General features: G+C 63.7%; 22 protein-coding genes and 1 tRNA gene. 16 read left to right on the top strand and 7 right to left on the bottom strand.

Annotated elements, in window-relative coordinates; genetic code table 11:
• Positions 1–9 precede the first annotated feature (9 nt).
• From BRA62_RS11440 to BRA62_RS11430, 3 genes are read left to right on the top strand one after another with little or no spacing between them, the layout of a single operon-like run.
• The gene (locus BRA62_RS11440; protein WP_292366705.1) at positions 10–2,628 is read left to right on the top strand and encodes an ATP-dependent helicase; all 2,619 of its coding nucleotides are present in this window, start codon (positions 10–12) and stop codon (positions 2,626–2,628) included.
• Entirely contained in the window at positions 2,625–3,341 is a 717-nt protein-coding gene (locus tag BRA62_RS11435) for a metallophosphoesterase (protein WP_292366704.1), read from the top strand. The genes BRA62_RS11440 and BRA62_RS11435 overlap by 4 nt, the downstream gene beginning before the upstream one ends.
• A gap of 50 nt (positions 3,342–3,391) precedes the next feature.
• Positions 3,392–4,546, top strand: a complete 1,155-nt coding sequence (locus BRA62_RS11430; RefSeq protein ID WP_292366702.1) for a PQQ-dependent sugar dehydrogenase — start codon at positions 3,392–3,394, stop codon at positions 4,544–4,546.
• On the opposite strand, the gene BRA62_RS11425 is transcribed toward BRA62_RS11430, so the two are convergent.
• The 5 genes from BRA62_RS11425 to BRA62_RS11405 all read right to left on the bottom strand — a co-directional run bounded on the left by BRA62_RS11425 (position 4,527) and on the right by BRA62_RS11405 (position 10,081).
• Positions 4,527–5,126, bottom strand: coding sequence for a DUF2179 domain-containing protein (locus BRA62_RS11425; RefSeq protein WP_292366701.1), 600 nt, complete (start codon positions 5,124–5,126; stop codon positions 4,527–4,529). The two genes, BRA62_RS11430 and BRA62_RS11425, sit on opposite strands and share 20 nt — an antisense overlap.
• Before the next feature lie 472 nt (positions 5,127–5,598).
• A complete protein-coding gene (locus BRA62_RS11420; RefSeq protein ID WP_292366698.1) occupies positions 5,599–6,258 on the bottom strand; it encodes an ArsR/SmtB family transcription factor in 660 nt (219 codons plus the stop codon).
• Complete coding sequence (gene alaS / locus BRA62_RS11415; RefSeq protein ID WP_292366697.1) at positions 6,251–8,995, bottom strand: alanine--tRNA ligase; 2,745 nt, start codon at positions 8,993–8,995, stop codon at positions 6,251–6,253. The genes BRA62_RS11420 and alaS overlap by 8 nt, the downstream gene beginning before the upstream one ends.
• A 61-nt stretch (positions 8,996–9,056) precedes the next feature.
• Entirely contained in the window at positions 9,057–9,374 is a 318-nt protein-coding gene (locus tag BRA62_RS11410; RefSeq protein ID WP_292366695.1) for an SWIM zinc finger family protein, read from the bottom strand.
• Entirely contained in the window at positions 9,371–10,081 is a 711-nt protein-coding gene (locus BRA62_RS11405; protein WP_292366693.1) for a Nif3-like dinuclear metal center hexameric protein, read from the bottom strand. Before BRA62_RS11405 ends, BRA62_RS11410 begins: the two co-directional genes overlap by 4 nt.
• A gap of 216 nt (positions 10,082–10,297) precedes the next feature.
• Between BRA62_RS11405 and BRA62_RS11400 the strand changes: the two genes are divergently transcribed.
• The 4 genes from BRA62_RS11400 (at position 10,298) to BRA62_RS11385 (ending at position 14,382) form a co-directional block, all read left to right on the top strand.
• The gene (locus BRA62_RS11400; protein ID WP_292366691.1) at positions 10,298–11,596 is read left to right on the top strand and encodes a PEGA domain-containing protein; all 1,299 of its coding nucleotides are present in this window, start codon (positions 10,298–10,300) and stop codon (positions 11,594–11,596) included.
• A 169-nt stretch (positions 11,597–11,765) separates the two neighbouring features.
• Entirely contained in the window at positions 11,766–13,274 is a 1,509-nt protein-coding gene (locus tag BRA62_RS11395; RefSeq protein WP_292366690.1) for a homocysteine biosynthesis protein, read from the top strand.
• A complete protein-coding gene (locus BRA62_RS11390) occupies positions 13,271–13,669 on the top strand; it encodes a 4Fe-4S binding protein (protein WP_292366688.1) in 399 nt (132 codons plus the stop codon). Before BRA62_RS11395 ends, BRA62_RS11390 begins: the two co-directional genes overlap by 4 nt.
• A complete protein-coding gene (locus BRA62_RS11385; RefSeq protein ID WP_349680549.1) occupies positions 13,666–14,382 on the top strand; it encodes a UPF0280 family protein in 717 nt (238 codons plus the stop codon). Before BRA62_RS11390 ends, BRA62_RS11385 begins: the two co-directional genes overlap by 4 nt.
• Positions 14,383–15,083: 701 nt before the next feature.
• Here BRA62_RS11385 and BRA62_RS11380 read toward each other — a convergent pair.
• Positions 15,084–15,476 (bottom strand): hypothetical protein, encoded by a 393-nt coding sequence (locus tag BRA62_RS11380; protein WP_292366686.1) that lies wholly within the window; start codon positions 15,474–15,476, stop codon positions 15,084–15,086.
• Positions 15,477–15,590: 114 nt separating this feature from the next.
• Between BRA62_RS11380 and BRA62_RS11375 the strand changes: the two genes are divergently transcribed.
• The 5 genes from BRA62_RS11375 to BRA62_RS11355 all read left to right on the top strand — a co-directional run bounded on the left by BRA62_RS11375 (position 15,591) and on the right by BRA62_RS11355 (position 18,624).
• Positions 15,591–15,872 (top strand): MarR family transcriptional regulator, encoded by a 282-nt coding sequence (locus tag BRA62_RS11375; protein ID WP_292366685.1) that lies wholly within the window; start codon positions 15,591–15,593, stop codon positions 15,870–15,872.
• Positions 15,873–15,876: 4 nt separating this feature from the next.
• Positions 15,877–16,401 carry a tRNA (cytidine(56)-2'-O)-methyltransferase gene (locus BRA62_RS11370; RefSeq protein WP_292366684.1) on the top strand — a complete coding sequence of 175 codons (525 nt, stop codon included), beginning with the start codon at positions 15,877–15,879 and terminating at the stop codon, positions 16,399–16,401.
• A complete protein-coding gene (locus tag BRA62_RS11365) occupies positions 16,398–17,474 on the top strand; it encodes an ATP-grasp domain-containing protein (RefSeq protein ID WP_292366683.1) in 1,077 nt (358 codons plus the stop codon). The genes BRA62_RS11370 and BRA62_RS11365 overlap by 4 nt, the downstream gene beginning before the upstream one ends.
• Positions 17,475–17,624: 150 nt before the next feature.
• Complete coding sequence (locus BRA62_RS11360) at positions 17,625–18,146, top strand: transcription factor (RefSeq protein WP_292366682.1); 522 nt, start codon at positions 17,625–17,627, stop codon at positions 18,144–18,146.
• A complete protein-coding gene (locus BRA62_RS11355; RefSeq protein ID WP_292366681.1) occupies positions 18,139–18,624 on the top strand; it encodes an HDIG domain-containing metalloprotein in 486 nt (161 codons plus the stop codon). The genes BRA62_RS11360 and BRA62_RS11355 overlap by 8 nt, the downstream gene beginning before the upstream one ends.
• Here BRA62_RS11355 and BRA62_RS11350 read toward each other — a convergent pair.
• Positions 18,617–19,120, bottom strand: a complete 504-nt coding sequence (locus tag BRA62_RS11350; protein ID WP_292366680.1) for a regulator of amino acid metabolism, contains ACT domain protein — start codon at positions 19,118–19,120, stop codon at positions 18,617–18,619. The genes BRA62_RS11355 and BRA62_RS11350 overlap by 8 nt on opposite strands.
• 181 nt (positions 19,121–19,301) lie before the next feature.
• Between BRA62_RS11350 and BRA62_RS11345 the strand changes: the two genes are divergently transcribed.
• The 4 genes from BRA62_RS11345 (at position 19,302) to BRA62_RS11330 (ending at position 26,574) form a co-directional block, all read left to right on the top strand.
• Positions 19,302–19,386: transfer RNA gene (locus BRA62_RS11345), tRNA-Leu, on the top strand.
• A gap of 219 nt (positions 19,387–19,605) precedes the next feature.
• Positions 19,606–20,445: a PAS domain-containing protein gene (locus BRA62_RS11340; RefSeq protein WP_292366679.1), complete on the top strand. Its 840-nt coding sequence runs from the start codon at positions 19,606–19,608 to the stop codon at positions 20,443–20,445.
• Between the two features lie 24 nt (positions 20,446–20,469).
• Entirely contained in the window at positions 20,470–23,583 is a 3,114-nt protein-coding gene (locus tag BRA62_RS11335; protein WP_292366678.1) for a PAS domain S-box protein, read from the top strand.
• 63 nt (positions 23,584–23,646) lie between these two features.
• Positions 23,647–26,574: a PAS domain S-box protein gene (locus BRA62_RS11330; protein ID WP_292366677.1), complete on the top strand. Its 2,928-nt coding sequence runs from the start codon at positions 23,647–23,649 to the stop codon at positions 26,572–26,574.
• Positions 26,575–26,745: the final 171 nt, after the last annotated feature.

The raw sequence follows: 26,745 nt of genomic DNA, 5'->3' as shown, positions 1-26,745 counted from the left end.
GGTGAAGGGATGGAGAAGCGGCCGGCAGGGCATTCTGATGAGGAGATCCTCGGTCTCCTCGACGAAAACGTACAGGAATGGTGCATGCAACGACTGGAGGGGCGTCTCACGCCGCCGCAACGGATGGCGGTCCCGCTCATCCACGACGGAAAGAACGTCCTCATCTGTTCGCCGACCGGGTCGGGAAAGACCCTCTCGGCGTTCCTTGCGATCATCGACGACCTCTTTGTCCGGGCACGGACGGAGGGGCTCGAGGACAGCGTCTACTGCCTTTACATCTCACCGCTCAAGTCGCTCGCAAACGACATCCACAAGAACCTCAGCCAGCCGCTCGAGGGGGTCCGGGAGATCGCCCGCGGGCGGGGGATCGATCACACACCCATACGGCACGCGATCCGGCACGGGGACGTCTCGATAGCAGATAAAGCAAAGATGGCGCGAAAACCCCCCCACATCCTCAACATCACCCCCGAGACCCTCGGGATCCTCTTGAACTCCCCGAAGTTCCGCGAGAGCCTCCGGACTGTCCGGTGGGTCGTCGTCGACGAGATTCACTCCCTTGCAGGCTCGAAACGCGGCGTCCACCTCTCGGTGAGCCTCGAGCGCCTGGAGGAACTGGTGAAGGAGGCGGGCGGTGGCTTTACCCGAATCGGGTGCTCGGCGACGATCGAGCCTCTCGAGGAGGTAGGCCGGTTCCTGGTCGGCGCCGGGCGCGAGGTGGAGATCGTCGATACCCGGTTCGCGCGGGAGTTCGACCTGGAGCTCCTCTGTCCGGTCCCCGATCTCATCGACACCACACCCGAAGACCTCTCGCGGCACCTTTACGCGACCATCCACCGCCTCGTAGAGGATCACAGCAACACGCTCGTCTTCACGAACACCAGGAACGGCGCCGAGCGGATCCTCCACAACCTCCGTGTCCGCTACCCGGAGTGCTACACGGAAGAGAACACGGGGTGCCATCACGGCTCGATGGGGACAGAGGGGAGGCTTGCCGTCGAGGAGAAACTCAAGTCAGGGAGGGTGAAGGTGGTGACGACCTCCACATCGCTCGAACTCGGGGTCGACATGCCCCACGTCGACCTCGTCCTCCAGGTGGGATCGCCCAAGTCCGTGGCGGCGCTCCTCCAGCGGATCGGGCGGGCCGGGCACCGCCTCGGCGAGGTGGTCAAAGGGAGGATCGTCGTCCTCGATCGCGACGAGCTCGTCGAGTGCGCGGTGATGCTCCGGGAGGGGCAGAGCGGGTTCGTCGACCGGATCCACATCCCGGAGAACTGTCTCGACGTCCTCGCCCAGCACGTCTTCGGGATGGCGCTCGAGGGGACGACGCAGGTTGATACGATGCTCGAGGTCGTCCGCCGGTCCCACTGCTACCAGAACCTCGAGGAGGAAGACCTCATGAGCGTCGTCCGCTACCTCGCGGGGGAGTATGCGGGGCTCGAGGAGCGGCGGATCTACGCGAAGATATGGCACGACGCGGAGGAGGGGACGGTTCGAAAGCGAGGGCGGAACGCCCGGATGATCTACTTCTTAAACTCCGGGACCATCCCTGATGAGTTCTCCTGCGACGTCCTCACCCGGGACGGGGCGTTTGCCGGCAACCTGGACGAGAAATACCTGGAGCGGATGAACAAGGGCGACGTCTTCGTCCTCGGGGGGCGGCGCTACAAGTTCGCCTACCGCCGGGGCGGGAAACTCTACGTCGATCCGACGACCGACCGGCCGACGATACCGAGCTGGTTCTCCGAGAAACTCCCGCTCTCGTTCGATCTCGGCCTCCATGTCCTCCGGTTCAAGGAGACGATGCTTCGTGCGATGCAGACGATGGGGACGGAAGACCTCGTCGATACGCTCCTTGCCGGGTACCCGATCGACGAGAACAGCGCCCGGAGCATCTGCGCGATCTTCGAGCAGCAGGTGCGCTACATGGGCGATCTGGCCGTCCCCACGCCCGGCCGGATCGTCGTCGAGGAGCAGGTCGACCGGGAGAACCACCGCCGCCTCTACTACTTCATGACCAACTACGGGCTGCGGTTCAACGACGGGTTCTCCCGGATCGTCGCCTTCATGATCGCGCGGGACGTCACGACGAACGTCTCGGTCGGGATCAGCGACACCGGGTTTCTGGTCTCGATTCCGCTGGAGAAGAGAGCCGACCCCGTGCGCATCATCGGGGGCATCCGGGCCGACGAATGCAGCGAGATCCTCGAGGAGGCCGTCGGGGATACCCAGCTCTTAAAGCGGGTCTTCCGGATCAACGCGGCCCGGTCGTTCATGATCCTCCGTAACTACATGGGCAAAAGAAGGAGCGCCCGGCGCCAGCAGGTGAGCGCCGACATGCTGATAGCGTTTGCCAAACGGCTCGACGGCTTCGCCGTGATGCGGGAGACCTACCGCGAGGTGATCGAGGACCGGTTCGAGGTCGAGAACATCCGGCGGATCGTCGACGGCATCGGTGCGTGCGCAATCGAGGTCGTCCTGACCCGCGCCGCGTCCCCGAGCCCGCTCGCGTTCGGGATCGCGACGCTCGGGGTCTCCGACGCGGTCTACGCGCAGGACCGGCTCTCGATGCTCCGCGAGTTCCAGCGCCGGGTGATGAGCAGCATCGGAGGTGAGGCGGCGGCATGAGCGCGGTCGGTGAGGCCGAACTCCTCTCCCGGTTCGGCTTTTATAAGGGCGCGCTCTACGTCAGGGAACTCTCCCTCTGCGTCGTCTCCGACGTCCATATCGGGCTGGCGGAGACGCTCTACCGCCAGGGCCTCCACTTCCCGCTCCACGAGGAGGAGACGCTGCTCGAACGGTTCGAGGCGATCCTCCGCCGGTTCGCTCCGGCGGTCTTCGTCCTCGACGGGGACATCTTCCACGCCTTCAACCGGGTGAGCCGGGACGTTAGGGAGACGTTCTCGGCGATCCTTGCGACCCTTCGGGCCGAGTGCGAGGCCGTCCTTGTCCGGGGATCGCACGACGCCATGCTTCCCACGGTCGCAGGGGGGGCGGTCGAACGCTACGACCGCGGCGGCTATACGGTGGTCCACGGCGATCAGGCGGTCGACGACCACGGGACGCTGATCATCGGCCACGACCATCCGGCGATCGAGATCGATCTCGCCCGGTTCCCCTGTTTCCTCTACGGGGAGGGCGTGGTGAGGGGTAAAGACATCATCGTGATGCCGGCCTTCAACCCGCTCTCTCCCGGCGTCACGATCAACTACGTAAGAAGCCGGGACTTCCTCTCGCCCATCCTCCGCCGCGTGGATCCGAGCACCCTGCAGCCGGTGGTGGAGGTGGACGGCGAGGCGGTGGTCCTCCCGCCGCTTGCCGGCATCCGGCGGTTCGCGTGAGTAACCCCTATATACCCTCCCGCCATCCGGAGTCCCGGAGATGACCCTCCATGACACGCCGGACTGTTATCATCCTTGCCGCGGTTGCGGTGCTCGCCCTCCTCGGCATCGCCGTGGCCGTCGTGATGCCCCCGGGGGGCACCGCCGGCACCCTGCCGCTCGATACGATCACCCTCCCGCCGGGCTTTGCGATCGACGTCTATGCCGGGAACGTCACCGGGGCGCGATCGATGACCATGTCCCCGAACGGGACGCTCTTCGTCGGGAGCCGCGGCCCCGGGAACGTCTACGCCATACCCGACCGCGACGGCGACGGTAAGGGCGATGAAGTGATCGTCATCGCGAACGGTCTCGACTCCCCGAACGGGGTTGCGCTCCGGAACGGCTCCCTCTACGTTGCCGAGATCGGCCGCATCCTGCGCTACGACGATATCGAGGCGAACCTTGCCGACCCGCCCGAGGCGGCGGTGGTGAGCTACGCCTTCCCGGACGACGCGTCGCACGGGTGGAAGTTCATCGCCTTCGGGCCCGACGGGAAACTCTACATCCCTGTAGGCGTGCCCTGCAACGTCTGCGACCCCGACGACGAGCGGTTCGGCACCATCCTCCGGATGAACCCGGACGGGACCGATCTCGAGGTCTATGCACGGGGCATCAGGAACACCGTGGGGTTCGACTGGCACCCGGATACCGGTGTATTATGGTTCACCGACAACGGCCGGGACTGGCTCGGCGAGAACGTCCCGCCAGACGAGCTGAACCGGGCGCCGGAGAGCGGGATGCACTTCGGGTTCCCCTACTGCCACGGGCGGTCGATCCCCGACCCGGAGTTCGGGGCGGAGCGGTCATGCAGCGAGTTCACGCCGCCGGAGCAGGAACTCGGGCCGCACGTGGCTGCGCTTGGCATGCGGTTCTACACCGGCGAGCAGTTCACGAGGGAATACGAGAACAGGATCTTCATCGCCGAGCACGGTTCCTGGAACCGGGCGGAGCCGATCGGCTACCGGGTGACGATGGTCGAACTCGAGAACAGCACGCCCGTCTCCTACGACGTCTTTGCGGAGGGCTGGCTCCAGGAGGGCGATGCATGGGGACGGCCGGTTGACGTCGAGGTGGCAAACGACGGTTCGCTCCTGGTCTCGGACGACCGGGCGAACGCCGTCTACCGGATAACCTACGGAGGGGTCACTTCCCCTTCCGGATGACTCTCCCAAAGGAGAACGGGGTCGGGCCCGGCACGGTGACCGGGAACGTCCCCTCCGCCGCCCGCCGCACGTCCTCGATCGAGTAGAACGCCTTGGGGTTGAACTCGTGGATGGCGTCCTCCACGTCGCGGATGTTCTTTCTCTTGACCACCGAGAAGAGAACCTTGCCGGGACCCTGTTTCCCCTGGGCGTCGAAGACCGTCACCCCGTAGCCGGCGGCGCGGAGGTAGTCGATGAGGTTCGTTGCATCCCGCTGGGTGATGATTCGGATGAGCGCAAGCCCCATCGCCAGCCGTTCCTCGACAAGCATCCCGATGTAGTTCCCGGCGGCGAACCCGGCCGCGTAGGCGAAGTAGTTGAAGGGGTTCGTGAGGTTCTGAAAGATCTGGCCGACGGCAACGATCCAGATGAAGATCTCGAAGAATCCAAGGACCGGGGCGATCACCTTCATCCCCCGGGAGACGAAGATGATCCGCATCGTCCCGATGGTAACGTCGCAGATACGCGCGAGAAAGATGAACACCGGGATTACGACCAGCGAGAAGACCTCCGGGTCAATCTCCGGGACGATGGCGAGCATGGATCATGGTTGACGAGCAGGTGTTATATTTTTATCCATATTCAAATATATGTCGGGCACAAAAAAATCCCGGAGAATCAACATCAGAGGATATTGGACAAAAAGAGCCGGAAAAACGGGTTGAAAGGGTGCACAGATGGTACGGACGATCGCGATGCCCGCGTCCCGATCCCTGCCAGCCCCCTCCGGAGAACACGGAGACCGGGCCATCATACGGGCCGGTAGGCAATACGGCGCACGTCGGCCTGCAGCAGGGGCCGTGACAGGATTCTCCATAGGATACCCTTATGACATAAGAACAGCATCAGGCGCAGTGTGGTGAGACACCATGCCGAAATGCTACAGTTGCGGTGCAGAGATCAACCCGAAGAAGACGCGATGCCCAAAATGCGGGGCAAAAGTTGAAGCAGGAACCGGAAAACAGCCACAAGCCGGAGTTGCAGGGGGGCGGCGATAAAAACCCGAAAACCTCTCACCTGACTTTTTTTACCTGCTCGGGCTCATTTTCCACCCTGCAGCGCGGGGAGGTGCGCCACCAGTAGTAGACCTCGTAGACCAGCAGCGCCAGCAGCACCGCACAGGCGCCGAAGAAGAAACCCATCACCAGGTCGTGGACCGGCGGCACCCCGGCGCCATCGAAGGCGGGGCTCTGGAGCGTCGAGACGTCCTCACCGGTGCCGCCGGTGTATTTCTCCCCGTTTTCGGAAACCAACCTTGGGGCGGGCGAAAAGCCGCCGAGCGGCAGCACCGCCGGGAGGATTGCCCAGAGCCCGAGGCTCGCGAGGACGACGACTCCAAAGAGCGTCGCGTACTTCTGCAACACCGACCGGAGATCGCTTGCCGGCGACGCGATGATGAGGACCTGGTTCGCGAGGCCGTAGACCTTCACCTCGCGCCCTTTCTCGCTCCAGCGGGTCTCCATTACCTCAAGAAGCCCGGCGTCGAGGAGGTTTTCGATGTGGTAGGAAGCGGTGGTGATCGGGATCTTCATCTGCCGGGCAACCTCCGACGACGTCAGCGGCCCGCCGCCGAAGGCCTGGATGATCGCGTTCGCCGTCTGGCTCGCCATTGCCCGGGCGATCTTCTGTGCCCGCTCATCGCCCGGCTGGATAACTACCACATCGTCAGCCATGGAGTGCTTCGATAATTCTGTTGCGCCCGTGCTCGAGCGCCTCTTCGAGCCGGGAGATGTCCGGGCCTGCGCCCTGCGCAAGGTTCGGCTTGCCGCCGCCCTTCCCGCCGAGGATGCCGCAGGCCTCCCGCACGATATCGACGGCGTTCACCGCCGGTGCGCCCGACGCTGCCACAACCTTCACGTTACCGTCTCCCGACGCAAAGAGCGCCACGCCGCCCTCGTCGGCGACGGTGGTGGCGAGCGCGACGAGCTCCTTCTGGGCCGCATCCACCTGCCTGACGACGACCCTGACCCCGTCCACCATCTCGCCGTCGAGACTGCGCATCTCGAGGTCCACCACCTTCTTCCGGAGACGTTCGATCTCTTTCTTCTGCTCCTTCCACTCACCAAAGAACCGCGCTACCGTTGCCGGCAGGTTCTCGGGCTGGACGCTCACCACGTCGGCGGACGCCTGGAGGAGTTCCTCCATGCGCTGCACGGCATGCACGGCGGCGATACCGGCCGCAAAGACCAGCCGCTCCACGCCGTCCTGGATATGCTCGACGCCGAGGATCCGGATCGGCCCGATCTCGCCGGTCGTCCGGACGTGCGTTCCCGCACACGCCTGCACGTCGGCGCCGACCTGCACCGTCCTGATCTCCCGGCCCGGCGGGACGCCGCCCTGGTAGAGGCCGAACCCGTACTTCTGTTCGGCCTTCGTCCGCTCCTCGACATGGACATAGACCGGCGTGTCGGCCATGACCAGGCGGTTCGCCTCAATCTCGATTCTCCTGAGCTCTTCAGGCGTGATATGCGTGTAATGCCGGATGTCCAGGCGGGAAGCGTCGCTCCCCTTCTGGGCGCCCGCCTGGTGCACGTGGACGCCGAGCACCTGCTGAGCGGCGTGGAGGAGAACGTGGGTCGCCGTGTGGTGGCGCATCAGCGACCACCGGCGCTCCTCGTCGACCATGCCCTTCACCCGGTCGCCCCGCTTCAGGGGACCGCCCGTGACCCGGTGGAGGATGACCTCTCCGAGTTTCACGGCTTCCTCCACCCGCACCATGCTCTCGGACGTTACCAGGGTGCCGGTATCGGACGGCTGGCCGCCGCCCTCGGGATAGAAGAGCGTCTGGTCCAGCACCGCCATCCCGTCGAAGTAGTCCAGCACCATCGCTTCGAACTCGATCTCGTTCGGGAGTTCGTAATAGAGCTTCTTTGTCGGGGGGAGCGCTTTCGCCCGCTCGCGGTAGCGGGCAAGCGGGTCCTCGCCCTTCACCTCCTTCTGCGCCTCCGAGTGAGACTCGGCGATCAGCGAGTAGAAGTTGTCGGGGATCTCCACGACGGCACCCTCGGCGGCAGCGACATCCCTTATCATCTCGGGCGGGATGCCGTGCGAATCGTAGAGGGTGATGACTTCCGTGAGGGGAACCCGGGAACTCTTTGCCTTGTAGTTCCGGGCGATCTTCTGGACGATCCGGGTCCCGCGCTCGAGAGTGCTTGCGTACCTCGCCTCCTCGTTCTCCACGATCTCCCTGACCACATCGGCGTCCTGCTCGAAGTTCTCGACTCCCACGATCTGCATCTGCGCCTCGATCAGGTCGGCGAGGTCGTCATCCATCGAGAGGTCGTTCATCATCCGGAGCGTCCGGCGAAGCACGAGCCGGGCGAGATACCCCTCCCGGACATTCGAGGGGACGATGCAGTCGCCGAGCATGTAGGCGAGGCAGCGGGTGTGATCGGCGATCGAGTAGACCTTCTCGATCGGGACGACGATCCGCTCCAGCCGTTCGACGGGTACGTCGATCGCCTCGGCGACCTTTTTGCGGAGGTTGTAAAGGTTCGTCCCGGAGATGTCCATGACCCCGGCGAACCGGGCGCTGAGCCCCATGATCTTCGTGAACTCGGGGTTGTCGAGGAGGTTCTCGAGATGGGCCGAATGCATCAGGCGGCTCACCATCTCCGGGAATACCGCGTCGTAGATCGTCGGCGAACCCTTCGAAGCCCAGACGAACCGTTCAAGGCCGTAGCCGGTATCCACGATCTTGAGCCGCATCGGGTAGTAGGGCACCCCGTTCACGTCGACGGGCGGCTGATCGGTCTTCTGCCGCCCGAGGTTCATGAAGACCAGCGTCGCGACCTCGAGGCCGCCGATGAGCACCTCGACGGAGGCGCCGGCGTTCCCGCCGCCGTACCACGGGTGCTCCTTGTAGCTGACCCGGTCGAGATCGCCCCCGATGGACATGATGAACTCGTCGCAGAGGGCGACCGTCTCATCCTTCCAGTAGATCTGCTCCTCGGGGGTGTTGAAGGCGTGATGCGCCATCATCTCAAAGAGCGTCAGGTGGCGCCCCGACCTTCCGACGGAGTCGAGGTCGTTTAACCGGATGCAGGGCTGGGAGATGGTCAGCGGGTTCGCCGGCGGGGGGACGACCCCGCTCGTGACAAACGGCTGGAAGTCGGCGATGGACGCGATGGTGAGATAAATATCGTCTCTCCACCGGGCGGCTACGGGGTATCGTTCGAGGCGTGTATGACCGTGCCGCTCAAAGAACGAGAGGAACGCCTCCCGCATCTCATCAACGCTATGGGGTTTGAAGACCGGGTTGCCGATGAAGTTATACGTTACACACGGAGCGTCGCCGCAGAACTCTTGTTCGGGGTCCCGGGTCCAGAAGGCCGCCCCGCAACTCTTGCAGACCTTCCGCTCAAACCCTTCGGACCTGAAATAATCGAGCGTATATTCTTCCTCGAGCATTGAAAATCACGCAGCATAAATTGGTATGATTGTGACCGATATAGTTGTTTGTGCAGATTGTTCAAGGTTTCCAGGTGTCCTGGTACCAGAGGTCGTAGGATTCATATAATCCCGTCCGCTCGGCGATGCGTACCGCAAGGATGTGCCAGCATTCGCGTCCCCGGAAGAGAAAGTCGCTGCAGGTGCAGAAGTCGCCTTCGACGATATACTCGTTGCTCCGGCCCACAACGATGAAGAAGTCGCGGTAACGTTTTACCTGCCCTTCGTCGACGGCTTCGAGCGCTTTTCTTCCCCGCTCCCCGTAGACACGCTCGATGCAGGTGCGGAACTCCGGCGTCAGCGCCCGGTCCCGCTCGATCCTCTGCCAGATGCCCCTCATGGAACTACCACTACGTGTGGCGGATCAGGGATATAATGCCACCCCATGCGGGACGCGAGAACTTCCATGGCAGGGGCCTCGAGCGCGTAGTGGGTGGCTTCGAGGCAGGGTATGGGCGATGCACGGGCCGTGCTGTGCTTGAGTTCCGCCGAGAGGAACGCTTCCGCCCCGAGGTCGACGGCCTCCCCGATCAGGTCGGGATCGAACCCGCTCCCCCCCACGACGGCGAGCCGCCGGATCGTCCCGGTTTCCCCGTAAACCCGGATCCCCCCGCCGGGGAGGCGGCGGGCGATCTCCCGGGCATCGAGGGAGCAGTCGCCGACGAGGCCGGCGGCCATCCGCTCCGTCCGCGAAAGACCGAGCCTTGATGCCAGGACGTCGTTGACCCCGCCCTCGGCATGGTCGAAGTTCGTGTGCATGACGTAGAGGTTCATATCGGCGGAGAGGAGTGCCCGGAGCAGGTGCGACGTCGGGCCCCTGACCGCCGTGACCGGGCTCCAGAGGGGCGTATGGTGGACGACCAGCATATCGGCGCCGGCGAGAACTGCGGCATCCACGACCTTCTGCGTGGCATCGAGCGCACAGCAGACGGTCTCGATCTCGTCCTTCCCCTCGACGACGAGGCCGATCCTCCCGGCATCGTATTCTTCGGCCAGTTCGGGCGGAGCGACCTGCTCCAGTGCGGCGATGAACCTCAGGATATCCATGCAGTACCCCGTTTAGACGTCCCCGGATAAAAAGGATGAACGAGGGCGCCGGCGGCCGTTCGGGCCGGGCGAACGTTCGTGTTACAGGACGTTTTGATCTCTTTCTGGGGCAAAAGGCCCGATATCGTCGAAAGGCCGAGGAGAATGGGTAGATCAAATGGAAATAGTTATCCCCGAAAAACCCGATATTCGCTTATCGTCTATCGGAGATGGATCATGTTGAGAACTCTCATCATCGGAATGACGCTCCTCGTCATCTGCGCCGGCATCCCTGCCGTATCCGCACAGATAGGGGGAGATGAAGGATGGTACCGCGTCCACTGCAACGTCGACGGTGCCGACGTGTACTTCGACGGACAGTACCAGGGCACTACGTACGGGGGATCGCTCGATGTCCCGGTCTACTCCACCGGGACGCCCTACAGCTCCTACCGCGTCGAGAAGAGCGGCTACCACTCGTACTCCGGCAGCCTGCCCTCGAGCCCCGCGGCAGGCCAGACCGTAGACGTTTACGCGACGCTGCAGCCGGTCGAGACCTCCGGCTCGATCTACGTCACGTCGAGCCCCTCGGGTTCGGCAATCTACCTGAACGGGAACTACCGGGGCGTTGCGCCGCTCACGATCAAGGACCTCTCCCCGGGCACCTACTCCCTTGAGGCCGATCACTCGGGCTACCAGTCCGATTATGCCACCGTCACGGTCAAGGCGGGGCAGCAGTCGAACATCAAGTTCACCCTGACCCCGATCGAGCAGTACGGGTCGATCAAGGTCACTTCCTCCCCTTCCGGCGCGTACGTCTACATGGACGGCGTCTATAAGGGCCGGACGCCCCTGACGCTCACGAGCGTCTCGGCCGCGAAGCACAACCTCGAGCTCGACCTTTCCGGCTACTACGGCTGGAAGTCGACCGTGACCGTGAGCCCCGGTGTGACCAGTTACGTCAACGCTTACCTGACGGCCGTTCCCTCCGAGACCACCGGCGCTATCGACGTGGTCTCCTACCCGGCAGGGGCAGACGTCTTCCTTGACGACAAGTACCAGGGCAAGACCCCCTCGGCCGGAGTGTACACGATCTCGAACGTCGTGGTCGGCTCCCATACCGTCAGGGTAGCCCTTTCCGGCTACCAGGACTACACGACAGGGGTCGTCGTCAGCGGGGCGACAACGAGCCACGTCACCGCGACGCTCCAGCCCGGCCAGTCGACCTCGACGGGCTCGATCTCGGTCACCTCCTCCCCGTCGGGGGCCGAGGTCTACATCGACAACGCCTATAAGGGCATCACCCCGCTGACCGTCGACGGCATTTCCACCGGCACCCACGCGGTCAGGGTGGCGCTCGGCGGTTACAGCGACTGGTCGACCAGCGTCCAGGTCGGTGCCGGAAGCACCGCCTCGGCCTCAGCCTCGCTCTCGCCCGTGCCGACCCAGGCACCCCACGCGGGCGTAGCGCCCTTTGCCGTGGTGGGGGCGCTCGGCATCCTCGGCCTCGTCGTTGCCCTGCACAGGCGGGACTGAACGCGGAAAACCCCACCTCTTTTTTCGGCCCGAATGGGAAGAAACGCCTGATGCGCATCTTTTGAAGGCTACACCGGATCGACCCTGCCCGAATGCCTGCGTACCCCCGCACAATATTACCTAAAGTAATAATCAACACCTATAAATATTCCAAAATGAATATACGTTCATGGAAAAGTCCCTCGACCTCATCAATGCCCGGATACGCGACGGTACTGCACGAATCGTTACCGCCGAAGAGATGCCGGGCATCGTCGACGAGCTGGGAGAGGAAGGGGCACTGGCGGAGGTCGACGTCGTCACGACCGGGACGTTCGGGGCAATGTGCTCTACCGGTGCCTTCTTCAACTTCGGGCACGCCGACCCCCCCATCCGGATGGAGCGCGTCTGGCTCAACGACGTTGAAGCATATGCAGGAATCGCGGCGGTCGACGCCTACCTGGGCGCAACAGAGGAGGCCGAGTCCAAAGACCACCTCTACGGCGGCGCCCACGTCCTCGAAGAACTCGTGGCAGGGGGCACCGTCGAACTGCGGGCAACCTCCCGCGGGACCGACTGCTACCCGCGCCGGAGCATCACGACGGAACTGCTGCTCGATGACATGAACCAGGCGGTCATGGTCAACCCGAGAAACGCCTTCCAGCGCTACAACGCAGCCTCGAACGCCACCGACCGGACACTCAACACCTACATGGGGACGCTCCTCCCGCGGTGCGGCAACGTCTCCTACTCCGGCGCAGGAACCCTCTCGCCGCTCGCAAACGACCCCGGCTTCCGGGTCATCGGGAGCGGCGTCCCGATCTTCCTTGCCGGGGGAGAGGGCATGATCGTCGGAGAAGGCACCCAGCACTCGGCGGGCGGCGGATTCGGGAACCTGATGGTCGCCGGGGACATGAAGCAGATGCGGCAGGAGTTCCTGCGCGCCGCGGTGATGAACGGCTACGGCGTGACGATGTATGTCGGCGTCGGCATCCCGATACCGGTGCTCGATACCGGGATCGTCCGGAGCACCGCAGTGCGGGACGAGGATATCCTGACCGACATCATCGATTTCGGCACGCCCCGGCGGGACCGGCCGTCGCTCGCAACGGTCAGTTACGCCGACTTAAGGAGCGGGTCCGTCGAGATCGGCGGCGAGACCGTCCGGACGTCGTCGCTCTCCAGCTACCGGCAGGCACGGGCGGTGGCACAGGAACTGAAGGCCTGGATTGAGGCGGGGAAGATGGAACTTGCACTTCCCACCCGGCGGATCGACCCGGCAAAGCGCTCAAAGCCCATGCGGGAGACGGCCGTCACCCCCCGCGTCCGCGACATCATGAACCGGCAGGTGATCAGCATCACGGAAGACGAGGAGATCCGGGTGGCGGCAAAGCGGCTTCTGCGGGACGAGACGAACCATCTCCCGGTCCTCGATGGGAACGGCACGCTGGTCGGGATCATCACCACCTACGACGTCTCGAAGGCAGTGGTGACGGACGGGAGGCTGCGGCAGGTGAAGGACATCATGACCCGGAAGGTGATCAAGACGACAGCCGACGAGCCGGTGGACATCGCCGCCCGGAAACTGGAGCAAAACAACATCAGCGCGCTTCCCGTGGTTGACGCGACGAACCGGGTGGTCGGCATCCTCTCGGCGATCGATCTCGGAAAGCTCTTCGGCGGGAGGCGGCGGCGATGAAACTCCTGCTGGCGTTCTCCCGGAGGGGACAGCACGACCCGGGGAGAGAACCGGTGATCGCCCGGGTGGTGACGGAGACCGGCGTCCTCGTCAACGTCGAGAAGGCCAACATCGATTCGATGGCTGGCGAGATGCTGATCGACATCCCGGATAAGGACGCCGACCTGGTCCGGCAGCGCCTCGAGGAGATGGGGGTCACGGTCCGCGTGATGGAGAACGCCGTCGTCCGCGACGAGGAGGAGTGCGTCGACTGCGGGGCCTGCATCAGCATCTGCCCCCAGGAGGTCTTCTCCTTCGACGAAGAGTGGCGTCTCCGGGTGAAATCCGAGCGGTGCGTCCTCTGCGGCAAATGCATCCAGGCGTGCCCTCACGGCGCCCTCTCGCAGCAGGGATGATCCGGGAGCATTTCGAGTTCCGGCAGACGATCACGACGATCCTCGCCGAGGACCCCGGAGCGATCGAGGCGGCAAAATCCGGGATGCTGGCCGCCCGGCAGGAGGTCGAGCGGCAGATCGCCCGGGACCCCTATTTTGCGGCAACGCTCGAGCCGTACATCCCGAAGATCCCGGAGAGGACCCCCGATCGCATGGCCCGGGCCGCGGCAGAGGCCGGGATCGGCCCCATGGCGGCGGTGGCGGGTGCGATAGCCTGGGCCGGCGTGGAGGCCATGGTCGAGGACGGGGCGGCGTTTGCCCTCGTCGACAACGGGGGGGACATTGCTCTTGCAAGCGATCGCGAGGTGAAGATCGGCATCTATGCGGGAGCATCGCCCCTGAGCGGGCGGATTGCGTTCCTGCTCCCGCCGCAGAATGAGATCCTCGGCATCTGCACCTCGTCGGCGACGGTGGGCCCGTCCATCAGTTTCGGCACCGCCGACGCCGTGACGGTCTTTGCCACCGACGTCGCCGTCGCGGACGCCTGGGCGACGGCTATCTGCAACCGGATCACGGCGGACGACACCTCGGTCCTCGACGGCCTCTCCGGGATCGGTGTTTTAGGCGTGCTCGCCGTCATCGATGACGCGGTGATCCGGTGGGGGGATCTCCCGCCGATCGTGCGGGCGAACGTCGACGAACGGCTGATCACTGCCGGAAACGACTGGCGGTAGGGTGCGACGTTCCAACGGAACGGAGCATGAGAAGCCATCAGGCTTCGGAGCAGGAGTTGAAGAAACCCGCAGGGTTTCTGGCAGACCACCGGTCTAGTGCATCTTGTCACTTTATGTTAGGAATTTTGGCGTGTGGGGGGCGGGCGCTATGCCCTCCCGCAGAACAGGGGAACGTTCGGCTTTGTTGAACCCGGATCTGCCTCTCCCGATGGTCACACTCCGGAGCACGGCTTTCCACCGGGTATCGCCATGACTGCCCCCGCCCCTGGGGCGGGGAACGACTGCCGGAACGGCAGGAGTTCGAGCACCGCAGGTGCGTCTGAGGAGGCCGGAGGCCGGGCGGGGTGGGGTTACACGTCTACTTGTGGGATGGAGACAGGGGAGGGGGAGACCCCCTTGCACCTCCGGTGCTCAAGCTCGCTTCGCTCGTACTCCCCGTCGGCCCCACAGCGAAACCCTTTGGGTTTCTCGAACTCCTGTCCTGCGGACAGTCGTTCCCCCAATGGCGATAAACGACCGGCGGGACGGCGGGAGTTCGAGCATCGTCAGATGCGCTGGCCACCACGGTCCACGGCATGAGGACAGGCCCGAGAAAAAGGCCGATCCTGGGGACAAGCCGGGCCCGGCACCAGCCTCAGCAGGGTAAGAATGGAAACTGAAGAGGGTTTCAACAAAGCGGAAATTTTAGGCGAAACGGACCACTAAAGGGACTCATCCAGGTACCTGACCATCTCCGTGTATGCCTGCTCTCCTTCGAACCGTGCGAGCGTGTTCTCGCCGTCGGTGATGAGGACGACAGGCTCTCCGCCTTCCAGTGAAAAGACAACCTCGTAGATATCGACCTCGTCGATGACGATCCCCCGGGCGAGGTCCGATGCCGCGTGGAGCTGCAGCCGCTCCTTCGTCAGCTCGTCCGGCGTTTCCCGGAAGTAGTAGTAAAAGACCTGGTACGCGTTGAGGAGGTCGGAGGAGAGCAGCGCTCCCCGGGTCTCCGCGTCAAGCGTATCCAGCATCCGGGCAAAAAGTTCGTCGTCGTCGTCGCTCGCCTCAAAGAGCCTGTCGGCAAGTTCCGCCAGTTCCACATAATCGACCATACTCGGTTCCCACCATACCTCGTGCAGCCCTGCCCGGATACCGGCCTACAGAGCCGGAACGGTGCGGGCGGTGCATGAATAACTATATCGGTCCGCCCGGAAAAAAGAATAGGTGTGCGTGAGGAAGATCTGGATTGGACCGTATATCACCGGATTCCCGAAACCGGCGGCATTACGGTCGAAGACCTGGTAGCAGCCACTGGTTTTGAGCCCGGTGCGGTGACGGCGTCGCTCGAGCGTCTCGAGCGTTACCTCCTGGTCCGGCAGGCAGAGGGGACGGTGCGCCTCCTCTCCATTCAGGAGTCGCTGATCGAGTGCCAGTGCCGGCACACCAGGGATGACCTGCCGTTCGTCATCGAGAACGGTGTCGTCAGGGCAAAAAGGAGAGATGAGTAAGGCTATGCCCGAAGTAGCCGTGCTCCGGATAGGCCACCGGCCCGAACGCGACCAGCGGGTGACTACCCACGTCGGGCTCGCGGCTCGGGCGCTCGGTGCCCGTGGAATGTACCTCGCCGCAGACGATCCCGGGGTGGTCACGAGCATAACGGACGTCGCCTCCCGGTGGGGAGGGGGCTTCTTCGTGGAGAACGACGTGAAGTGGCGGCGGTGCATCCAGGACTGGAAGGCCGCCGGCGGCAAAGTCGCCCACCTCACGATGTACGGGCTCCGGATGACCGACGTCATCGACGAGATCCGCGGCGAGGAGCGGGTGCTCGTCGTGGTGGGGGCGGAGAAGGTCCCGGGCGACATCTATGGACTTGCCGACTACAACGTCTCGGTGACCACCCAGCCCCACTCCGAGATCTCGAGCCTCGCCCTCTTCCTCGACCACCTCTTCGAGGGGAAGGAGCTCAACCGGGAGTACCCGGACGCGAAGATCCGGATCGAACCAACGAAGGTCGGGAAGAAGACGGTGGAGCGGTGACGGGCCGGGTTCTGGTTGCGGGGTTCGCCACGCGGCACGTGGCGCAGTCGGCCCGCCGGGCCGGCTACACGGTCTACGCCGTCGACCACTTCTGCGACCAGGATCTCGGGTGGTACACGGAGGACTGCCTCTCGTTCGACGAACTCGCCGAACTTCCGGAGAAGATCGTCGAACTCGCCTCCCGCCACCCGGTCGACGTGCTGGTCGTCGCCTCGGGCGCCGAGGCCGTCGGGACGACGATCCCGCTCTACGGCACGCCGCCTGCGAAAGTGGAGCGGTTCCTCGACAAACTGGAGATCCAGCGGTTCTTCGAGGGGCTGGACGTGCCGGTCCCGCCGCTCGCAGCGAGCGATCGGTTTCCGGTGATGGTCAAACCGCGCCGGGGAGCGGGAGGATGGAGGAACGCGGTCGCGAGGACCGCAGAAGACCTCCGCCGGTGGGAGGAGGCCTGGCCGGACGTCCCCTACATCGCACAGCACCTCGTCGACGGAGTCCCCTCAAGCGTCTCCTGCGTCGCCGACGGCCGGCGGGCGCGGGCCGTCGCGGTCAACCGGCAGCTCCTGCGGGGCGAGGGGGAATCCGCGCACGGGTTTGCCGGGTCGCTCACCCCGTTCTCCCATCCCCTTGCCGGGGAGATGATCGCGGCGGCAGAGCAAATCGCTGCCGCAAGCGGGTGCGTGGGCTCGGTCGGGATCGATTTTGTGGCGGGCGAGAAACCCTGGGCGATCGAGATCAATCCCCGGTTCCAGGCCACCCTGGATACGGTCGAGATGGCGATCGAAAGGAGCGTCTTTGCCATGCACATGGACGCCTGCCGCGGGGTGATCCCGGCGGCGGTGCCTGCACCGCGGCAGGTCGCGGTCCGGCGGATCCTCTTTGCGGAGCGGGATATGCGTCTCGACGTCGATCTTTCTGCACTTGCGCCCCGGATCGCCGATATACCCTGGCCCGGAACCGAGTTCGAGGAGGGCCACGCCGTCGTGAGCGTCTTTGGCTGCGGAGAGACGGAAACAGCGGCATACGCGGATCTCGAGAGGAACACCGCGGCAGTCCGGAGGCTCATCGGGGAATGAGCGGTGGGCACGGCCCCGCCTCCGGCGGGAGAGGGGGACCGCCCCCCGGACACGGGAAAAGAGAATTAAAGATTAAAAGCAGAGTATGCTAAACATCGATGCTGGAACATATACTATTATACGATTATCCGTTATGGGAGAGATTTGAGCATGGTATCCGTCACTGAACTGTTAAACGATCCGGCAATCAACGCCTACATTCTGCGCATGATCGGGGAGGATGGAATCGAGCTTCTCAGGCGGTTCCCCGAAGGAGGAGAGCACAGTGACGAGGAACTTGCCGAGATGACCGGGGTCAACCTCAACACCGTTCGCCACACCCTTTACACGCTCTACGAGAAACGCCTCGCCGAGTACCGGCGGCTGAAGAACACCGAGACCGGCTGGCTCACCTACCTCTGGCACCTCCGCCTGGACCGTGTTTATGACGTGCTCGAGGAGGAGGTCCGGGACGTGCTCGAGCACCTCAATGCCCGGCTCACCTACGAGGAGAAGAACGACTTTTACATGTGCAGAAACTGCAGCGTCGTCTATACCTTCACGGATGCGGCGAACTGGAACTTCGAGTGCCCGAACTGCGAGGAGATGCTCGAGCACTTCGACAACGAACTCATCGCCAGCGCCCTCAGGAGAAGGGTCGATAAGATCAAGGAGAGCCTCGGGAGTGCGTGAAGAGGACTGCATCGCCCTCCTCAGGCGCGCCGGGTGCTCCGAAGGGGTCATCGCACACTGCCGGGCGGTGCGCGACCTTGCGCTCGCCTACGCCTCCGGCCCGTCGGTCGATCGCGACCTCATCGAGGCCGGGGCCCTCCTCCACGATATCGGCCGGGGAGTGACGCACGACCTTCGCCACGCCGAAGCGGGCGGCGCGATATGCCGGTCGTTCGGTCTTGACGAAGCCGTCGTCGCCATCGTCGAGCGGCACATCGGCGCCGGGCTGACGGCGGACGAGTGTGCGGCCCTCGATCTGACGCCGCGCGACTGCATGCCAAGAACGCTTGAGGAGAAGATCGTCGCCCACGCGGACAACCTGGTGAAGGGAACCCGCGTCATCACGCTCGAGGAGCGGCTGCAGCGTTCAATCGCCCTCCCGCGAAGGCAGAGGGAGCGGATCCGCCGGCTCGGGCAGGAGATGGAGCTTTTCAGATGATCAACTGTTTTACCTGCGGGAGCGCACGCAGGCGTTCGTAGACCGATGCCGGGACCCTTGGTTCGTCCACGATCATCACGAGTTTGGGCTCTTCTGCGAGGTAGGGATCGGTGACGAAGATCTGGCGGATGGAGAGGTCGTGTTCGACGAGAACCTCGACCGCCGCGCCGACGATCCCCTTCTGGTGCGCGTCCTTCGGGTAGAGCGTGATGACCGAGAGGCCGAGGGCCTCGGCGACCCGGGAGAGGTCGGGCGCGGCACGCATCCGGATAAAGACCTCCCGAAGTTCCGGGTTCTCGAGAATGCGGCGGGCTGTGGCGTCGACGACCCTGCGGTCGGTCTCGATCGCCCTGCCGACGTGCGTGGCCGGGATCTCGATGCCGTTGCAGACGATGCGCCCCTCTTCATTGATGCCGAACCCGTTCTCCAGCAGGAACCGGACGACGCGGCTCTGGGACGGCGAATCGGCGAACTCCCGTGAGATGTCAGCCCACATGCGGGATCGTTGGAAGCGGGCGCATAAATACGCATCGAAGACGTTCAGGGGACGCCGGAGCACGGGTATGCGCATAACGGGAAGGCCACACGGGGACGTGCGGCCATCTCGTCCGTGAGAGGCCCGGTTCCCGCAGAGCAAGATATTTTATGTTGCAATGCGTTATATAGAGAGGAACAGGGCGAGGGTTGCCAAGCCAGGTCAAAGGCGCCAGGTTGAGGGCCTGGTCTCGTAGGAGTTCGTGAGTTCGAATCTCACCCCTCGCATTTACTTCTTGGGTTATATTCCCTCCGCTTTCAAGTCCTCCCATTATTCCAGCCGTTCCCGCACATGCCTGGACGGAGCCCAAAGGTCTTGCCGTATCGAGATCTCCCCGGCGCACAAAAAGGGTGGGCTGGCTGCCCGGACGGGCCGGCAGACAGACTATTATATACTTTCTATGACGTTATCCCCGTGGAGAACCCTGCACGAGGAACTCCCTGCCGATGACGATCCTGCGGGCGGGGCTGGGCCGTATGCGGATCACTGAGCCGGACATGGAGGTGCGACCCGAGATACTGCAGATACTGGAAGCCACGGAAGATGCCGTCATCCTCGCCGATTCCAACATGAACATCCGCACCATCACCCCTTCCATGGAGCGCCTCGCCGGGATCTCCGCCGATGACGCCCGCGGTGCGGATGCGGCCCGCATCGTCGCCGACCGAATCCTTCCGGAAGCGGACGGGGACCAGAGGGAGCGGATCCTCTCGCTGCTGCAGAACCGCACCGAGTCCGGGGAGATCACGGCCAGGGTATCCTCGGCCTGCCGGGAGAGGTGGTATGCCTTCTCCTCCAGGCAGGTGGAAGCGACCGGGGACTGGCTCGTCCGGTTCCGCGACGTCACCCGCCGGGAGGCCGCCGAAGGAGAGGTGCGGCGGAGATCGGGCGATCAGGCCTTCCTCTCCCGGGCGGCGACGGAACTTGCTGCGATGCCGCCCGAGGCCGACGTCTTCTCCGCAATCGGCGCCTACCTCCACGAACTCGCGCCCGGTGCCGTCGTCATCGTGAGCGCCGCCGATATCCGGGCGGGCACCCTGAACCCGCGAGCGTTCTTCGGCATCGAGCCGTTCCTGCCGGAGATCATCGAGACCTTCGGGGAGGACCTCACCGGGATCTCGCTCGAAATCCCACCGCATATCCGGGCGATCATGACCCGCGGCGAGATCGAGGAGGTGAAAGGAGGGCTGCAGGAAGTCGCCCTCGGGCAGATCTCCCGGGAGATCTGCCGTAAATTCGAGGATATTGCCGGTCTTGGGGCAATGTACTGCATCCCGTTCACCTAGAAAGGCGAAATCTTCGGGTCGGCCGTGATACTCACCCGGCGGGAGGGTGGAGAGGTCAATTTCCGGGCCGTCGAGGTCTTCCGGAGCCTTGCTTCGATCGCTCTCCAGCGGCACCGGGCGGAGGCCGACCTGCGAGAGAGCGAAAAGACGTTCCGGGCCCTCATCGAGAAGGGCTCCGAATTCATCCTCATTATCGACGATCAGTTAACGATCCGGTTTGCGAGCCCGCCTATCGAGCGGTTGGACGGCTTTGCGCCCGATACGCTGATCGGGAAGCATGCGTTCGATATGATCCAGCCCGAGGATCTGCCGCGGGTGGAGGAGATGGTATCGACCCTGGCAGAGAGCCCGGGGGGGAGCGGGCAGCTCGAGGTCCGCTTCAGGGGCCCGCGCGGCACGCACGTGATCGAGGCAATCGTGACCAACCTCCTTGACGATCCTCACATCAGGGGCTTTGTGATAAACGCGTGGGACATCACGGAGCGAAAGCGGACCGAAGAGGCCCTGCGGCGGTCAGAACGGGAGAAGGGCCTGATTCTCGACTCGACGGCCGAGATGTTCGCCTACTATGACACGGATCTCAGGGTGCTCTGGGTCAACCGCGCCGCCGCCGCGTTCCTCGGCAGGGAACCGGAGGACCTGGTCGGGCATCGATGCTACGAGATATGGCACAACCGTACAGGTGTCTGCGACATATGCCCTGTCGTTATTGCCCGGGAGACCGGGCAGCCCCAGGAAACCGAGATCGCCACTCCCGACGGGAGGGTCTTCTTCCTCCGGGGGCATCCCGTCACCGACGAGAACGGGGAGCTTATCGGTCTCATCGAGTTCGCGCAGGATATCACCGAGCGCAAGCGGGCCGAGCAGGAGCTCAGGATCAAGGATATGGCGATAGCATCGTCGCTCGACGCCATCTCCCTCGTCGGTCTCGACGGGAGGATCATCTATGTCAACCGCGCCTTCCTCGCCATACACGGGTGGGAGCGGGAGGACGAGATTCTCGGGCAGCCGACATCGGTGCTCTGGGCCGACCCGGCGGAGGCAAACCGGATCATAGACGAGTTCCTCCGGGTCGGCACCTGGTCCGGGGAGACCGAGGGGCGACGCCGGGACGGGTCGACCTTCCCCATGCAACTTGCCCTCTCCATGGTCACCGATGAGGAAGGGAAACCGCTCTCTGCGATGGGGTCGGGGATCGATATCACCGAGCAGAAGCAGGCGGAAGAGGGGCTCAAAGCAGCAAACGCCTACAACAGGAGCCTCATCGAAGCCAATCCCGACCCGCTCGCCGCCATCGGCCCCGACGGAAGGATCACCGACGTCAATACTGCCACCGAGCAGGCGACAGGCTATGCACGCGAAGAGCTGATAGGAACGGACTTCTCCGATTACTTCACCGATCCTCCTGGCGCAAAGGCGGGATACCGGAGGGTCTTTGCGGAAGGGCAGGTGCGGGACTACCCGCTGGAGATCCGGCATCGCGACGGGCATACGATTCCGGTGCTCTATAACGCCTCCGTCTACCGCGACGAAGAAGGGAGGGTCGCAGGCGTCTTTGCTGCGGCACGCGACATCACGGAGCAGAAAAGGGCAGAGGAGGCTCTGCGCGAGAGCGAGGAGCGCTACCGCACCCTCGTCGAACTCATGCCGGAGGCCGTCGTCGTTCACCGGACCGACGGCAACATCGTCTACGTGAATCCTGCCGGCATCCGGATTGCAGGGGGGAAGGGGCCTGAAGACGTCGTAGGCAAGCCGCTTGGTATGTTCGTCCACCCCGATTACCAGGGTTTCGTCGCCGAACGGATCCGCCGGATGCTGCAGGAGGGCACAGGTATCCCGGTATTCGAAGAGGTGAGCCTGACCGTCGAAGGCCGGGTCATCTGGGTCGAGGTCACGGCGGCCCCCATACTCTACGATGGGCAACCGTCGATTATGGTCGTCTTCCGTGACATCTCTGAGCGCAAGCAGGCACAGGAGGCCATACAGCGCCGGGGCTCGGAGCTCTCCATGCTGAACCGGCTGATCGGCGTCTCGGCATCGGCTCTCACGCTCGACGAGCTGGTCGAGTCCGCGCTCGATACCTCCCTCGCCCTCCTGAACTTCGATATCGGCGCCATCTACCTGCTGGACCGGGAACTGAACATTGCGACTCTCGCGAGCCAGCGGGGCATGGAGCGATCAATCGGGTTGAAGACCCTCGATATATTCCAGCGCCCCTTCAACAAGGTCTTCGTTGCAGGCAGACATCTCTCCATCCCCGCCGGGGCACAGACGGATGAAGCGGAGAAGGCTATTCTGGACGTTTTCGGGGTTTCCGCCCTCACCTGGATTCCGCTCATGGCCGAGTCGAGAATCATGGGAGCGCTGGCAATCGGGAGTTCGGCAGGAGAGCGGGTGCCCCCGGACGCCCGATGGCTCATGGAGGCGATCAGCAAGGAGATCGGGGCCGGCATCCTGCGCGGAACGCTGTATAAGCAGCTGGAGGCGGCAAACCGCGAAGCGAACCTGTACCTGGACATCCTCACGCACGACATCAGGAACGCCAACTGCGTCACCATCCTGTACACTGACCTGCTGATGCAGATCCTCGAAGGGGAACCCAAAACATATGTCCGGAAGATGAAGGGGAGTATCGATAAAAGCACGGAGATTCTGGCGAATGTTGCAATGATCCGCAAAATTCATCAGGAACATGCGCCGCTGAAGCCGATCGACCTTCACGGCGTGATCGTCAGCGAACAAAAGAACTTCCCCGAAGCCGGGATCGGGTATGAAGGAGTCTCTCGCACGGTCTGGGCGGACGATCTCCTTGCCGAAGTCTTCCACAATCTCATCGGGAATGCCGTCAAGTTCGGCGGCCCCGACGTCGTTATTACTATCTCGGCCGAGACGCTCGACGGCAGCATCGTCGTCACCGTGGCCGACACCGGCCCCGGCGTTCCCGACGAACTGAAGGAGTCGATCTTCCGCCGGTTCGAACGAGGGCGGACCCGGGCACGGGGGGAGGGGCTCGGCCTCTACATCTGCCGCACGCTCCTGGAGCGTTACGGCGGGCGTATCTGGGTCGAGGATCGGGTGCCCGGCACCACGGAAGCGGGCGCTGCGTTCCGGTTCACGCTCAAGGAGGTCGCGGAATGATCAGGGAGTCCCCGCCGGAAGCAGTCGATCGGAGAGCAATGCAACTTGCGTGATAGGGGAACAATGACTTCCAGGCAGCAGACCGAAGAACAGCGTCTTCTCACCGCTCTCGACGGAGAAGCCGACGGGGTCCTTGTGTTCGATGAGGACCGGACGGTGGTCCGGCTCAACAGGGCACTCTCCGTTCTCCTGGGCGTGACCCCGGAGGAGGGAAGAGGGGCGAGTGCTTCAGACTTCATACGCAGGCACGTGACGCCGCTGTCGCCGGATACGGCATCCCTGCAGGAGGTCGCCGGGGACCTGCAGAACGACAGGAGCATCCAGCGGTCGCCGATACGGGTCAGGGAGCGCTCCGGGGACCTTCGCTGGTTCTCCCTTGTCTATGACCCGAATGCGACGTATGCAGGGACCGGGTACAGGATCCTCCGTTTCCACGACAGCGCCGGTGATACGGCCGCCCGGTTCTTCCGGGCCTGCCTCGACCACTCCCCGGTCGTCGTCTTTGTCCAGGACAGGGACCTGCGCTACATCTGGTCGCACAACCGGAAGTCCGGACTCTCCGATACGGAAGTGGTCGGCCGGACCGACGCCGATCTCTTCGGGCCCGAGGACGCCGGCAGGCTGGCCTCGCTCAAGCGCCGGGTGCTGGAGACCGGGGAGGTGCTGCGCCAGGAGGTGACGGTCACCTCCGGCGGCACGCGGCACGTCCTGGATATGACGCTGGAGCCGCTCCGGGATGCCGACGGAAGGATCGTCGGCATCTCAGGCACGGCGGTCGAGCGGGCAGAAGAGGAATGCCGGCCGGGCACGGATACGCTGAACCTCATGCTGCGCAACGCCCGCGACATCGTCTATCGGATCGAGCTTGCGCCCGTTCGCCGTTTCTCCTACATCAGCCCGGCCGTTACGCGGATCGCCAGCTATACCCCCGAAGAGGTCTATGCGGATCCGGAGATCGCGTTGCGTTTTATCCATCCCGACGATCTGCCGCTCCTGGAAGCGGTTTTTCGAGGAGAGTTCGCTCCGGACAGGCCGCTCATGCTCAGATGGCTCCGAAAAGACGGGACAGTAATCTGGGTTGAATCGCAGAACGTCCCCATCCGCGATGAGAAGGGGCTGCTCATCGCCATCGAAGGCATCGCACGGGACGTCACGGAGCGAAAACAGATGGAAGAGGCGTTGCGGGAGAGCGAGGAGCGGTATCGCCTCTTCCTTCAGAACTTCCAGGGGATTGCGTTCCGGACCGACCTCGAATTCGGCCCCACCTTCATCTATGGCTCGGTCGAGGAGATCACCGGCTATTCAAGTGAGGATTTCCTCCGGGATCGACGGCACTGGTATCGGATAATCCATCCCGACGATCGCCCGCGCCTCGCCGGGACCTCACAGAGTGTGCGGACCGTCCCCGGTTATGCGACCGAACGAGAGTACCGGATCATTAGAAAGGACGGGGAGGTCCGCTGGCTCCGCGAGATGATCCAGAACGTCCCCGGCACTGAGGAAGTCCCGGCTCACCTGCAGGGAACGGTCTACGATATCACCGCTCAGAAGAAGGTGGAAGAGGCCCTGCTCCTGGAGCGTGACAAGCTGCGAGCCGTGATCGACAACGTCAACGTCGGCATCGGCATCACCGATCCGGAAGGAACCACGCTGTCGATGAACGCGGAAGGACTGCGGATTCACGGCTTTTCGTCGGAAGCCGGGATGTTTGCGGAGCTCGACAGGTACGTGGAGGAGTTCGAGCTGCGCTATCCCGACGGGCGGCCGATGCCGCTGGAGGACTGGCCGACGTCCAGGGCAATGCGTGGCGAAGACGTCCGCGAATACGACGCAATCCTCATCAAGCGCGAGAACCGGGAACAGAAATACATCCGTTACAGCGCCGTCCCGATCTATGACAGCCGTGGCCGGGTCATCCTGCGCGTCTTCAACATGGCGGACCTATCCGGACAGAAGCGGGTAGAGCAGGAGCTCCGCGAGAGCGAAGAGCGGTTCCGGCGGATATTCGAGGAGGCAGGAATCGGGATCCTGATCGCCGACCAAAACGGCGTTATCGTCAGGAGCAACGCAACCCTCAACCGGATGCTGGGCTACAGCGCGGAGGAGCTTGCCGGCCGGAGCATCACCGATATCACGCATCCGGAGGATCTCCCCCCGACCCTGGCACTCTACGAATTGATGGCTGAAGGGAGAGAACGCGGCGTCCAGCTCGAGAAGCGGTATATCAGGAAGGACGGCCGGGTCGTCTGGGGGCGTTTAACCATCACGTTCATCCGCGATCCCGTCGGGAAACCGTTGCGTGCCATCAGCATGGTGGAGGATATCTCCGAGCGTAAACAGATCGAAGAGGCCCTGCGGGAGAGCGAAGAGCGGTTCAGAAGCATTTTTAATGAGTCTCCCATCGGAATCGAGTACTACGACGCGGCAGGAGACCTCATCGACATCAACCCCGCCGCCCTCAGGATATTCGGCGTCCTCGACCGGGACGAACTCGCGGGCTTCAATCTGTTTTCAGACCCCAACATCCCCAAACAGGAGCTGGCCCGGCTCAAGAGCGGCGAAACCGTCCACTACACGTCGGAGTTCGATTTCGAACTGGTGAAACGGCAGAACCTCTACGCCACGTCGCGTTCCGGGACCCGGTACCTGGAGGTGCTCATCACGAGGATACGGCAGAAGGAGAGGGCGCCCCCGGGCGGCTACGTCGTGCTCATCCAGGATATCACCGCCCAGGTGAAGGAGGACATCATGCGGCGACAGGCCTACGAGCAGATCCAGCAGAACATCGAGCAGTTCGCGATCCTCGGGGATCATGTCCGCCAGCCCCTGCAGGTGATCCTCGGCATGGTGGAACTCTCCGGGGGCGGGAAGGAGATGGATATCATTCGCGACCAGGTCGACCGGATCAACGACATCATACGGCAGCTGGACATCGGGTGGATGGAATCGAGAAAGATCCGCGACTTCCTCCAGCGGCACGAGCCGGTGTGAGCGCCGGGATCACGGCGACGGCGGCCGTGCCCGAGACCACGCTCGAGGCGGACGTCCCGCAAAGCCGGCACCGATCCCGATCTGGCTCTCCTTCTGCTGGTGCGGAGACGGTGGCTCGGGACCATCTGAAATCGTTCAATTGATCTGTCAATCGTAGATCATCGGTTGCAT

Origin of the sequence: Methanoculleus sp. UBA208 (assembly GCF_002498065.1) — an archaeon.
GTDB lineage: Archaea > Halobacteriota > Methanomicrobia > Methanomicrobiales > Methanoculleaceae > Methanoculleus.
This window is presented reverse-complemented; position numbering and strand designations above follow the sequence as displayed.